This is a genomic window from Maribacter luteus, from assembly GCF_009674825.1.
Lineage (GTDB): Bacteria > Bacteroidota > Bacteroidia > Flavobacteriales > Flavobacteriaceae > Maribacter_A > Maribacter_A luteus.
This window is the reverse complement of sequence record NZ_WKJH01000021.1, coordinates 92,330-106,167: the sequence shown is the minus strand read 5'-3', so window position 1 is coordinate 106,167 and position 13,838 is coordinate 92,330. Positions and strand designations below refer to the sequence as shown.

General features: G+C 39.7%; 11 protein-coding genes. 1 reads left to right on the top strand and 10 read right to left on the bottom strand.

The genetic code is table 11. From position 1 onward, the window contains the following. Window positions 1-46 precede the first annotated feature (46 nt). A complete protein-coding gene (gyrB, locus tag GJ691_RS12685) occupies window positions 47-1,987 on the bottom strand; it encodes a DNA topoisomerase (ATP-hydrolyzing) subunit B (protein WP_154367442.1) in 1,941 nt (646 codons plus the stop codon). A 297-nt stretch (window positions 1,988-2,284) separates the two neighbouring features. Beyond that, window positions 2,285-3,955, bottom strand: a complete 1,671-nt coding sequence (gene asnB / locus GJ691_RS12680; RefSeq protein ID WP_154367440.1) for an asparagine synthase B — start codon at window positions 3,953-3,955, stop codon at window positions 2,285-2,287. A gap of 274 nt (window positions 3,956-4,229) precedes the next feature. Here asnB and GJ691_RS12675 point away from each other — a divergent pair, with 274 nt between their 5' ends. Beyond that, window positions 4,230-4,769, top strand: coding sequence for a DUF2911 domain-containing protein (locus tag GJ691_RS12675; protein ID WP_154367438.1), 540 nt, complete (start codon window positions 4,230-4,232; stop codon window positions 4,767-4,769). A gap of 56 nt (window positions 4,770-4,825) precedes the next feature. Here the strand turns inward: GJ691_RS12675 and GJ691_RS12670 are convergent, their stop codons facing one another. The 8 genes from GJ691_RS12670 to GJ691_RS12635 form a co-directional block, all read right to left on the bottom strand. Continuing rightward, a complete protein-coding gene (locus GJ691_RS12670) occupies window positions 4,826-6,445 on the bottom strand; it encodes an amidohydrolase (protein WP_154367436.1) in 1,620 nt (539 codons plus the stop codon). Between the two features lie 179 nt (window positions 6,446-6,624). Continuing rightward, window positions 6,625-7,386, bottom strand: coding sequence for an NYN domain-containing protein (locus tag GJ691_RS12665; protein ID WP_154367434.1), 762 nt, complete (start codon window positions 7,384-7,386; stop codon window positions 6,625-6,627). A gap of 99 nt (window positions 7,387-7,485) precedes the next feature. After that, entirely contained in the window at window positions 7,486-7,962 is a 477-nt protein-coding gene (locus tag GJ691_RS12660; protein ID WP_246200177.1) for a GyrI-like domain-containing protein, read from the bottom strand. A gap of 6 nt (window positions 7,963-7,968) precedes the next feature. Further along, on the bottom strand, window positions 7,969-8,706 hold the full coding sequence (gene bla, locus GJ691_RS12655) for a subclass B1 metallo-beta-lactamase (protein WP_154367432.1): 738 nt from the start codon (window positions 8,704-8,706) through the stop codon (window positions 7,969-7,971). A gap of 110 nt (window positions 8,707-8,816) precedes the next feature. Beyond that, window positions 8,817-10,121 (bottom strand): MFS transporter, encoded by a 1,305-nt coding sequence (locus GJ691_RS12650; RefSeq protein WP_154367430.1) that lies wholly within the window; start codon window positions 10,119-10,121, stop codon window positions 8,817-8,819. 229 nt (window positions 10,122-10,350) lie between these two features. Continuing rightward, window positions 10,351-11,238, bottom strand: a complete 888-nt coding sequence (locus GJ691_RS12645) for a hypothetical protein (protein WP_154367428.1) — start codon at window positions 11,236-11,238, stop codon at window positions 10,351-10,353. Window positions 11,239-11,251: 13 nt separating this feature from the next. Next, window positions 11,252-12,490, bottom strand: coding sequence for a hypothetical protein (locus tag GJ691_RS12640; protein ID WP_154367426.1), 1,239 nt, complete (start codon window positions 12,488-12,490; stop codon window positions 11,252-11,254). A gap of 3 nt (window positions 12,491-12,493) precedes the next feature. Further along, window positions 12,494-13,768, bottom strand: a complete 1,275-nt coding sequence (locus GJ691_RS12635; protein WP_154367424.1) for an OmpA family protein — start codon at window positions 13,766-13,768, stop codon at window positions 12,494-12,496. Between the last annotated feature and the right edge of the window lie 70 nt (window positions 13,769-13,838).

Sequence of the window (13,838 nt, the reverse complement as noted above, 5' to 3'; positions counted from 1 at the left end):
AATCCTGACGTGACCGTCAGGATTTTTGTTGTGTAACTACCGTTTCTTATGCATCAATGTTCGCATATACGGCATTTTTCTCTATAAATTCCCTCCTCGGAGGAACCTCATCCCCCATTAACATGGAGAAGACCCTATCCGATTCAGTGGCATTATCTATATTGATCTGACGTAATGTCCTAAATTCGGGATTCATAGTGGTATCCCACAATTGCTCCGCATTCATCTCACCCAGACCTTTATATCTTTGTATACCTACACTGCCATTGAAACTTGCCGCAATTTCGTCACGCTCCTCATCTGACCAAGCATAACGTTTTTTGCTTCCTTTTTTAACCAAGTACAATGGAGGAGTCGCAATATAAACGTGCCCCCCTTCAATCAACTCACGCATATAACGGAAGAAGAAGGTTAAAATAAGGGTTTCAATGTGGCTACCATCAACATCGGCATCACACATGATCACTACCTTATGGTAACGCAACTTCTCAAGGTTCAATGCTTTGCTATCTTCTTCTGTTCCTATGGTTACCCCTAAGGCCGTATAAATATTCTTGATTTCCTCATTTTCAAAAACCTTGTGCTGCATGGCTTTCTCAACATTCAGAATCTTACCTCGTAATGGTAAAATGGCCTGGAAATTACGATCACGCCCCATTTTGGCCGTACCGCCCGCCGAATCACCCTCAACAAGATATATCTCACAGTTTTCAGGATCTTGATCGGAGCAATCCGATAATTTACCCGGTAAACCTCCGCCTGACATAACATTCTTACGTTGCACCATTTCACGTGCTTTGGAAGCAGCATGTCTGGCCTGCGCCGCCAAAATTACTTTTTGCACAATGATCTTGGCATCGTCAGGGTGCTCTTCCAAGTAATCGGTCAACATTTCAGATACCGACTGGCTTACAGCCGAGGATACTTCCCTGTTACCCAATTTGGTTTTTGTTTGACCTTCGAACTGAGGCTCAGCCACCTTTACCGATACGATTGCAGTTAAACCTTCTCGAAAGTCATCCCCTTGGATCTCAAACTTCAACTTATCCAACATTCCAGAGGCATCGGCGTATTTCTTCAAGGTCGTTGTAAGACCCCTTCGAAATCCTGATAAATGTGTTCCTCCCTCATGAGTATTGATATTATTCACATACGAATGAAGGTTTTCGGTATAAGAGGTATTATAAACCATGGCAACTTCAACGGGAATTCCGTTTTTCTCACCTTCCATGGAAATTACGGTCTGAATCAAAGACTCCCTATTACCATCCAAAAACCTAACAAATTCTTTTAACCCCTCATCGGAATAGAACTTTTCGGAAACATACTCGCCTTTTTCATCTTTCTGTCTTTTGTCGGTAATGGTAATGGTTACCCCCTTGTTCAAATAAGAAAGCTCACGCATTCTATTGGACAAAGTTTCGTAACTATATTCTATGGTTTGGGTAAAAATGGTAACATCGGGATGAAAAGTTACCTCAGTACCCCTTTCCGTAGTCTCACCGATGCTCTTTACCGGATAAACCGCCTTTCCCCTTTCATATTCCTGTTCCCAGATTTTACCGTCCCTATAAACGGTAGCTTTCAAATGGTCAGATAATGCGTTGACACAAGATACACCCACCCCGTGCAAACCACCGGATACTTTATAGGAATCTTTATCGAATTTACCACCGGCACCGATTTTGGTCATAACCACCTCTAGGGCAGAAACACCTTCTTTCTTATGCATATCAACCGGAATACCTCGACCATTATCCCGTGTTGTAATTGAATTGTCTTCATTAATCGTCACATTGATGGTGTCACAATGGCCACCCATGGCCTCATCAATGGAGTTATCCACAACCTCATACACCAAATGATGCAATCCTCGAACACCTACATCCCCAATATACATTGAAGGACGCATTCGAACATGTTCCATTCCCTCAAGGGCCTGGATACTATCGGCTGAATAATTCTTTTTATTTGCTTCTTCGCTCATAAATTAAGTTGTTGTAATCATTATAATTTTAGCAATCTTACAAATATAACCAATACCCTATGATATAAGGGCTTTTGACCCATGTTATACAATGAAGTTATCAACAAAAATTGTGGAAAATATAGCACTGGTAATTTGTTTTTTTAGCAAGAAACAATATCCCGGATTCACCTTCCCAATTTTAGGACAAAAAAAAGAAGCATCAAATCAATGATACTTCCTTTTAACTAATCCAATCAAAAACCGAACCTGCCCTATATGGACAGGTCGATTATTGTCCATGTAAATCTTTTTCAATTACTTTTTATATGCGTCATCATGCACATTGGCGACCGCCCTACCGGATGGGTCGTTCATGTTCTTAAAGGCTTCATCCCATTCCAAGGCAATTTTTGTACTACAGGCCACTGAAGGCTCTTGGGGTACGCATAGTGCAGCTGCATCCGACGGGAAATGTTGTTCAAAAATGGAACGGTAATAGAATTCCTCTTTTGTGGTCGGCGTCTGCAATGGGAACCTGAATTTAGCATTTGCCAATTGTTCATCGGTAACTTCAGTTGCCACGACTTCTTTCAAAGTATCGATCCAACTATAACCAACTCCGTCTGAGAATTGTTCTTTTTGCCTCCAAGCAACACTTTCGGGCAACATATCTTCAAAAGCCTTACGAACTACCCATTTCTCCATTCGTTCCCCGTTGATCATCTTATCTTTTGGGTTGATACGCATGGCCACATCCATAAATTCCTTATCCAAGAAAGGCACTCGCCCTTCTATGCCCCATGCCGCCAAAGATTTGTTGGCCCTAAGACAATCGTACATATGTAGTTTATCCAGCTTACGAACCGTCTCCTCATGAAAATCTTTTGGACTCGGTGCTTTATGGAAATACAGATAACCACCGAACAACTCATCGGCACCTTCACCTGACAATACCATTTTTATCCCCATAGACTTGATTACCCTTGCCATAAGATACATTGGGGTCGAAGCCCTAATCGTTGTTATATCATAGGTCTCCAAGTTGTACACCACATCTTTGATAGCATCTAGGCCTTCCTGGATCGTGAATTTTATTTCATGGTGCACCGTACCTATATGATCGGCAACTTTTTGAGCCGCAGCCAAATCGGGTGAACCCTCCAAACCAACGGAAAAGGAATGTAATTGAGGCCACCAGGCATCGGTAGTATCATCTGACTCGATACGTTTCTGTGCATATTTTTTCGCTATGGCAGAAGTTACCGAAGAATCCAAACCACCTGAAAGCAGAACACCATAAGGTACATCTGACATCAACTGTCTATGAACCGCAGCTTCCAAAGCTTCCTTTATCTCTTGAATACTGGTCTCGTTCTCTTTAACGGCATCATACTCCATCCAATCACGGGTATACCATTTCTTTAATTCCCCATCACTACTATGTAAGTAATGTCCGGGAGGAAACAATTCTATTTTAGTGCAAGTCCCTTCCAAAGCTTTTAGTTCAGAAGCCACATAGAACGTTCCGTTCTGATCCCAACCCATATATAGAGGAATAATACCCATGTGATCACGGGCTACGAAATATTCATCTTTCTCTGAATCATAGATGGCAAAACCGAATATACCGTTCATCTCATCAATAAAATCAACACCTTTTTCTTGGTATAATGCCAAAATTACTTCACAATCCGATTCTGTTCGAAAATCATATTTACCTTCGAACTGCTTACGTAGCTCCCTATGGTTATATATTTCGCCATTGGCGGCAAGCACTAACTTATTATCAGGACTGAACAACGGTTGTTTCCCGGATGCCGGATCAACAATTGACAATCTTTCATGGGCCAAAACGGCTTTTTCATCCGCATAAATACCACTCCAATCAGGCCCTCTATGCCTGATCTTCTTGGACATTTCCAATAATTGAGGCCTTAAAACTTCTGTACTTTCCTTTACATCAAAGGCACAAACAATTCCACACATAATTAAATATTTATATCAATTTAGAGGCAAATATCAATTTAAACTTTCAATTAAAAAACATAATTACCTTAAATGATTATATTTTAAAATATAAAGCCCTAATACAACTACATATTGATATGTTTTTTGGATAAAACCAAAAATATTAGACCATTTTGTAAGTTGGGATAATTTTAACGACTTTTTGTATTCCAAAAAATATAGAACTATTTAGTTTTGGAAAAAACTAAGCCTGAAACGAGTTCAGGTCGAAAAACAAAGACAAATTATGATTATGAAAAAACTAGCAACACTTTCTTTATTAATGCTCGCGTTGGTATTCACGAACGATCTTTCTGCCCAGAAATTCAGTGGTTTGGACAAAAGTCCGATGGATATGACTTCGTTCCCATCAAGTTATAAAATTGCGGACAAATCCGTTCGTGTTACTTACAGCCGTCCTCAATTGAAAGGCAGATCCGTATCTGAACTTGCCCCAGCCGGTGAAGTTTGGAGAACAGGGGCCAATGAAGCCGTTGAAATCACATTTTACAAAGATGCCAATGTTGGAGGTACCGATGTAAAAGCAGGAACTTATTCTTTGTTCACCATTCCTGGAAAAGGGGAATGGACAGTTATCCTAAACAGTAAATTGAACCAATGGGGTGCATATTCTTATGATAAAAGTGCCGATGTTGCTAGGGTTATGGCTACCGTTAGTTCGGATAGCGAATCTTTGGATGCTTTCTCTATAGCCTTTAAGGAGGTAGAAGGTGGAGCCCATTTGGTTATGGGATGGGGAACCGTTAGGGTCGCTTTGCCGATTATGATGTAAAACCCATTGAATCGAAATAAAAAAAACCGAAGCGATTTGCTTCGGTTTTTTTGTTTTTAATGAACTCGTTTCCCTGCTATATAAGTTTGTTCCACTTCTATTTTAGGGACATCCTCAATAGGAACTTCCATAAGGTTATCGCTATACAGGGTAAAATCGGCAAATTTACCAACTTCTATACTGCCCTTTTCATCTTCCTCAAAATTGGAATACGCAGCCCAAATGGTCATCCCCTTCAATGTTTCTTCCCTTGTCAAAGCATCTTTCATTTGATAACCACCTTCAGGGTAGTTATCCAAATCCTTCCTTGCCACAGCAGCGTAGAAAGTTAGGAACGGACTTACTTTCTCCACAGGAAAATCAGTTCCTAAAGCCACCGTACCCGCTTTCTCTAACAACGCCTTATAGGCATAAGCCCCTTTTTCACGTTCTTCCCCGATACGGTCACCTGCCCAATACATATCACTGGTTGCATGGGTCGGTTGTACTGAAGGGATAACCCCTTCCTTGAAATAGTCAAAATATTCAGGTGATATTATCTGTGCGTGTTCCACTTTCCAACGTCTATCTTTTTTACCTGCCAAGGCTCTTTTATACGCCCTTAATACCACCACATTGGCAGAATCACCTATGGCATGTGTATTCATTTGATATTCAGTGGCCGCGATTCTATCGGCCAAAGCCTCAATAGCATCAACCGGAGTCACCATAGCCCCAAAATGACCGGGCTTATCGGAATAAGGTTCTCGCATGGCAGCCCCTCTTGAACCTAAAGCGCCATCCCCATAAACTTTTACCGAACGTACGTTCAATCGCTCTGTTTTTATAGGCTCACGACTTAAATAATAATCCAGATTACCCGGGGATGCACTCACCATTGCATATACCCGAATAGATAGGTCACCCGTTTGCTGAAGGCTATCGATCAACTCAATGGTAGAACGGCCAAGTCCGGCATCATTCACTGTGGTCAGTCCATAATCCAAACAAATGCGTTCGGCATCTTTTAAGGCTTGGATTTGTGCTTTCCTATCCATAGGCGGAATTATCGCATAGACCATATCCATGGGATTATCGACCAAAACACCTGTTAACTTTCCGTCCTTCTTAACTATTTCACCCCCTTTAACCTTTGTTCTCTTTTTAATCCCTGCCATATCCAGTGCTTTCTGGTTGACCAAAAGCGCATGCCCATCTATTCTGGTCAATGCTACCGGTGTATCAGGAAAGAGGGCATCCAATTTATCTTTAGTGGGAAATTCCTTTACCTCCCAATCATTCTGATCCCATCCTCTACCTAAAATAAAGTTTTTCGGATTTTGTTCTTGAAACTCCTTTACCTTTTCCAAAATTTCTTCATAACTATTGGTCCCCATCAAATCGACCACTTGTTGATTTCGACCCAAACCATAAAAATGGCAATGTGCATCTATAAGTCCGGGAGTAACGGTTTTTCCTTGTGCGTCAACAACAGCTTCCGAAGTATATTTTCCTTGGATTTCATCCGATGTGCCAACTGCCACGAACTTACCGTCGTTTATGGCAAATGCCTCTGCTTTGGAAAAATCGGCATCTACCGTATAGGTGTTTGAGTTGATTACGATCAAATCAACATTTTCCTTTTTTTGGCCGCAGGCCACAAACATTGATAAAAAGAAGGGTAATAGATATTTCATAGACATAATTTGATTGGTTTGAATTTATCGGATTGCGTTATTTTCAAATTTAAGTAAAATGTGCAGATCTTTCACACTTCCTTTAAAATCAGCAATCTGAAATCAATTACACCTTCGTTTTTTTGGTATGGAAAAAAACGATCATCGTATACCAATGCCATAACCCAAAACGGAATCCTTTACTTTTTCTTGGTTTTTGAACCGTTTTTCTCCTTCACCTTTACATAGATCAGTTTATTTCGACCTCGGGAATCCTCACGACGCTCCAATTCGAAATTACTGATTGCACCCATTAAAGGTGTCAACTTTTGGAATCCATAGTTACGGGAATCGAAATTAGGATGTCGTTTTTGAAGCAAACTTCCCACATCTCCCAAAAAGGCCCAACCATCGTCATCCGCTACATCATCAATGGTAGAAGCAATTAAACGGATATCTTTCGGTGTAATCTTGTCCACAGAACTATCGGGAGCACTCTTACTTTTGTTTGCATCTGAAATTTCCTCGGATTGTGCCCTTAATATCTCAATATAAATGAACCTATCGCATGCCACGATAAAAGGATTCGGGGTTTTCTTTTCCCCCATACCTATTACCTGCATACCCGCTTCCCGCAACCTGGTGGCCAAACGGGTAAAATCGCTATCACTACTTACAATACAGAAACCATTTACCTTTCCGGAATACAAAATATCCATGGCATCAATGATCATGGCCGAATCGGTAGCATTCTTACCTGTAGTATAACCGTATTGTTGAATGGGCGTAATGGCATTTTCCAACAAAACGTTCTTCCACTTACCTAACCGTGGATTGGTCCAATCACCATAAATTCGTTTGATCGTAGGGTTACCGTATTTGGCTATCTCCTGCATCATTTCCTTGACATAGGCCGACGGTATATTATCCCCATCTATCAAAACTGCTATATTTACATCCATTGTAATTTAATTTTATTCTTTGTTATATAAAGGTTCGTTTTCCGAGTCCTTTTTTGATTTCTTTACTTTAATTGAATCGTTATTTCTACTCTTGGCCTATTATTTAGGCCGGATTGGAATCCATATTTCCTCTTCGGAATCCGGATGGTTGTTCCTATATTTTTCGCCCAACAATTCAAAATGTGGCCGATCATCCAAAAAGAAGTCCGATTTGGGCAACCATGTAGCATAAATGTATTCGAAAATTCCGTTATCCGAGGTACCTTTATGGTCAAATACGGCATACATACCACCCTGTAACACAAAAGTTTCCCATTGACCAGGTACATTGTCAAAATCCGCAACTTCAGCAGTCGCCCATTTCTCAAATTCAAGTGCAGGATCAAAACTATCAAAATAGTTTTTAGGATACACCTGCAACGAAATTTTGTCGTTCCCAATTATGTTTCGAACTTCTTTAACGTTCGACATAAAGTTACCCCAAAGTTCTCCTGTCCTGTTGTTCACCAAGGACATTTTCAAGTGTTTGCCCACCAACTTTTTCTCTTGTAACTCGGTAATTCTTGGTTTCAACATAAACTTCTATTCCTTAAATAAATCAATGGTATAATCTAACAATTGTATCCCCCCTGAATCTCCGTGACCGGGAATAACAACTTCAACATCGGGATATTTTGCTTTCAATCTTTCCACGGTATTTGACCATTCCTTTGTATTGGCATCATTCAAATTTCCTTTCCCTGCTCCGTCGGACTTTATCAAACAACCGCCGAACATCACTTTGTCGCTCGCCAGATAACCAATGATATTATCCCTTGTATGGCCTTCCCCCAGAAATTCACTTATAACCTTCTTTCCTCCGATCATAAGTTCTAAATGGGATTCAAATCCGTTTTGTGGTACGGGAACACCTCTATCTTCAGCCAAATCCTTTGTAAGTTTCGTAGCATAAGAAGTAATATTTTTACGGTGGAATGCTTCCAATCCACCCAAACAATCATCATGAAAATGGGTGGCCACCACCGCTTTGACCTCAACGCCATCTTGGTTCTCTATCCAATTTATCAATTCATCAGAGGCCATAATATTTGTTGGAGTATCAAAAACAACGGCTTCGCCCTTATGTATAACGACCATTCCGTTACAAGGTACTTTTCCGTAATCCTGGGTTTCCAAATATGAAACGTGTACGAAAGTATGTGCCGTTAATTTTTCAACCCTCAAATTCTCCGATTCGTAAACAGGTTTATCGGTTTCTTGGGACCTGCATCCAACAAAAACAATAAAAAACGCTAGAGGAAGGATTTTTCTGATTCTCATAGGTAGACCAACTTAACTTTTTACATCTAAACATAGCAAGTTAAAGAATAAAAAAACAAAAGCGCCTTTACCATAGGTGAACTTTCCTTACTCATAAATACACCGAATCCCTATTGTGGGTTGTTTGCCTTTAAAGACCCAATGGTCAGAAAGGTCAAGAATGCCAAACCTACATAACCCAATAAGCTGTATGAATCCAATGTATCGTACCATAAGCTAAAAACAGAGGGAGCCAATGCACTCGCTAAAACGATCAGCCCCATAATCTTCCCTGTTATGGCCCCAAGATGGTTACGCCCATAAAACCGAGGCCAAGCAATGGCATTCAGAACGGCAAAAAAACCGCCCATGGTACCGATCCCAGCTATTAACAGATAAATACCAAACGAAGAGGACAGCACCATAAGTCCCATTGAAGCGAGTATACCACCCACTATCATAAGAAATAAATACAGTTTCAGTGAAAGGTAATCACTTAAATAATTAAATATCGTGGAAATACTGACCGCCACTACTGAAGCAGGTAAAAATATGGAAATGGCCACTGACTTCGGATAGCCTTCACTGGCGAAAATGGAAACTACATGAAAGGTAAGACCCGTAATAAAGAAACTATTGAAAGACAGCATTAAGGCATACATCCAAAATGCCCTGGTGCCTTTCGCCTCTTGTAAGGTATATTGTTTCTTTTCTTCCTTAGTTACTTCTGTTGTTTTTTCCGGCTTACCAACACCATCTGGCAATAGGCCGTGTTCTTCCGGTCTATTTTTATAAAATTGAATTATGACAACGCTAAAAACCAAAAGCCCGAGGGCCATTATGCGCCACGCCCCTTCCCAATTATAATCCTCTATCAAAAAATTGACCCATAAAGGGGATGATGAGAAACCAAAGGAAATGGCAATACTACTGAAAGCGTTCACCTTGCCCCTGTTTTTATCGAACCAAATCATTATAACGTTCCGCGAGGCCATGGTCAATACCCCTTGACCAGAAAAACGGATCAAAAAGAAGAGTAATGTCATTATCGTAAAAGGGATCAACCATGAATCCAAAACCAAGATATCCTTTACGAGATTACTCATTTTCAGCGACCAAGAACAAAGTACCAGAGCGATCGCCAACGTAAGGGCTGCAAAGAAAGCCGTATATCTTGCCCCATATTTATCAAACCAAATACCGGCCCTACCTATGAATAAAGAACTGAGAATAGTACCGATCATATAGGCATTACTGAACTGATTTCTTGAAAGCCCCAAAGCATCTTTTACGGGGTCGGTAAAAACCGACACCCCAATGGTCTGACCGGGAATACTGAAGTAAATACCCAATGTACCTACTACAAGTATCACATAACCATAAAAAAAAGGACTTTTAGCAGGATTTACAAGTGAAAAACGATTTACCTTATCCATAGCGAAAATTCAAAGGGCGAAATTACGTGTTTTGTATTAAACAACAGGATTGAAACCGTTTTTTACATCAGTTTAACTTCTATTGGAAATTATTGAAGTTTTATTCTCAGATGCGACTTTATTTTAATTTGTTTCCTTCATCTTTAAATTACCCGTTACACAAAAAAACCCGACGATTCCGTCAGGTTTTTTTCGCTAATCTTAAAATTCCGAATAAGTGATCACGAATCTATTGGCCCATTCGTATCACTTTCTGCATCATATCGTAAGTCTGCCTTAATTCTTCCTCACCCATAGCTTGCATTTCCGGATCATCGGCTGTTGCCATTTTTTTCCAATCTTCATATGACATACTTTTCATACGATCCATATCTGCCTTCATTTCATCCATATCAACATCAAAGGATTCATCGCCCATAAAACCCTCCGTTTCTATAACAGGAAAATCGGGCAAGTCAAAACTAGAATCGGGAAGGCTTTGATTGAACTTTGCATGAGTTGCCTCTTTAACGGTCGTAATGCCCATTAAAGTACCTTCAGATTTCATCAACACCCCTTTATACAGCCATTGTTTTATCCCCATTAAATCCCAAATTTCACACTCATAGCCCAGAACCACCTCTGAACCTATAAGTTTACCTCCCATGCTTTCAAAAAGTTCTTTCCCTACCTTACCGGCATCGGCATCTTTTTGGAACATTTTGGTCATTCCCATGGCCATATCTTTGTTCTTGCGAATTTCCTTCCTTTTGAAATCCACGGCATAACCATCCCCATTTTCCAACTTATTCATGGTATGTGTAGACGAGGTTTCCGTGCTTGTTTTACCAAAAATCGTTGAAGTCGTAGTCTGTGTAGATTCCTCCTCTAACAACTCAACCGCACCCCAATCCTTAAAATATAGACTTTCGGTACCGGAACCGGAAATCGTAGATCCCATGACTTTTCCCGAAATACTCGACTTATAGGCTATGCTACCAGATTCAATCCCATACCGTTTTAATTGTTTGTCCTGGGTATTTGCGCTAGCTAGCGCGCTATCGATTTTATTCTCGCCATTTCCTTTGCAGCCCATGGCCACAAAACATAACAAAAGGAGTATGCTTAATTTTTTCATTTCAAATAAGGTATTATTTATTGATAATTTCTTGTAATTCATAAACCGAATAATAATGATCATATGAATCAGATGCTTTTATGAGTTTGGCAATAACGGCAGGTTTGTCGTTAATAAGCCAAATTTTGAGTTGCTCCCCATTACTATTAAGGGCTTCAACGACCGTACAGGCAAAGGTTCCTAAACCAAGGTCAAGTTCTTCTTGGCCCAAGACCCGGTACATACTTTCATTTAAGGGGTATAAATCATTATCCCCATTTTCATCATTTTCAGGAAAGTCAACATCTTCTGGTGAACTAAATCTATCAAAACCGTAAAAAATATTATCTACCTTTAACCTTTGCTGCTCTTTTTCAACAAAGACATTTGCTTTGAGTATTTCAGTGTCGAAAGTATTCGATTCCTCATTCAACTTATTGTATGAATAGACCAACTGCTTAATTCCCGAAAGTTGATCAAGTAATAAATGCATGTCGTGCCATGGCAACTTTTCTACTTCGCTGTAATATTTATAATCCCCATCTTCCGTAAAAAAATCTTCTTCAGAAAATGCAAGTTGTTCAATGTTCATATCACTTTCGGCTATTGTTATGGGCCTAACTTTTTTAATGGCCTTATATACCTTTCCCTTGTTCCTCAATTCAAAACCAGCCTCGTTTATGGTCATTATTTCACTTTCCCCTCTTAACATAGCATCACTTCGGAAACCAATAAGAATCACTGAACGTTTCTTTTTATCAAAAATCCAGGTGCCATTTATGTTGGTTTCATGGTATTCTTCTTTTTGAACAAAAGTGAATACATCAGGTTCTTCAAAAGTCATAACCGAATTAGTATCTTGGTATGGCATATTCTTGAATTCCCATATTCCCAGTAGTCCGGAGTTTTTGTTCTCTTCCATGATTTTATTCAAGTCCAGTTTGTCATAAAAAACTTTTGCCCCGTCTTTTAGAACGATCAACTCACGATCGTTCAATTCCAAAATCTTTCCTTCACCATTGAAATCTTTATCAAACCCTGATTTCATTACGACGGAATGCTCTTTCTTGTTGTAATCCCAAGTACCGACTTCCACTCCCATCATAACCATTTTGCCATCACCCATAAAATCAGCGACCATATAAGGTTCTTCTACCTTATTATCGACTTCAACTTTTTGTACCAGCCAATTTCCTACGATTTGTGATTTTTGTGCATTGGCAAATTCTACCAATATGGAAAAGACCATTAGTAATAGATATACTTTTTTCATGTTTTAAAATTTTACAAACTCTACACGTCTATTATTTGCTTTTCCTTCTGGGGTACTATTATTATCAATGGGCTTAGACTCTCCAAAACCGTCTGATTTAAGTCTGTTCGGAGCAATTCCCATTTCAATTAATTTATCCATGACTGTTTTTCCCCTTGCCTTGGATAAGGTCATATTTGAAGTCTCACTGCCATCACTGTCCGTATGGCCTTCTACACTAAAGTTAAGATCGGGTTGTTTTTGCATTAGCTGGAATATCTTGTTGATCGGCCCCATACTTTCAGCTTTAAGTGTTGCTTTATTCACATCGAACTTGATTCCGTTTACAATAATCTTCCCCTCCGAAAGTACCCGGTCGTAATATTTTACGCCGCCTTTGGCAATACGAATATTTTTAAAATAAAAAGCTTTGTCTTCCCCTAAATCAGCCCAATAGGCTTGTAAAGTAAGACCCGACGGATTTCCTGAATAATGGGGAATATTTATAAGGCGTGTATCATCCATATACACTTTTAGTTTGCCTTTTGTGAACGCGATTGAAATATGGATCCAACGAGCATCGTCAGAATTGGTATGATCTATACCGGGCATTTCCCCATTTACCCCGGCCAATTTTTCAGCTACTCGACCAGAACCTATATCCATATACATAGCGGAAGGGGCATCCTTCTGATTCTTATCATCAAATAAACTCACAGATATTCTATTTCCATTTACAGGTTTGTAGAAATCAAATTCTATGGTAAAAACTTCTGGTAAGTAATCTTCTTTTGAATTTTTCAAGTATGGAACAATCGTAGGGTTTCCATCAATAAACATCATTACATTTTCACCATCGATATTAGCGATTTCGACTTGCCCTTTTACTAAATCCCATCGACTTGGAAATTCCCCGTTTTCTTCATCGATACTCGGACCGTCTTCAAAAATCACGGTATCACCGGGAATAAAGTCAAATTTGCTCCAAACCACATTAGGTCCTTTTTGCCGTTGCGAATCGGAAGTTTCAGTACCATTTTCTGTTGAGCCGGACTGATTTCCCTTCTGTTCGCTCCCTTTGGCCGTACTATCTTTTTCCTTTCCATCGATGGCATCCTCTGCCTTATCGAATTCTTCATCGATCTTGTCGTTGACCCTTTTTTCCGAACGGTTTTCAGCTTCCTGTTCTATTTTGGCCTTCGCTTTTTTAGTGAGTTTTTTTAAAAATTGACCATGGGAAACTTGCGGCGCAAACAAGAAAATGGCCAATAAGACAGATAATCTTAAGAGTGATTTCATAGTTTAGGTTTTATATTAATTTAAGGTTGAAATTACCTTACCCTATACTATGGATCGTCATCAAAAAGTG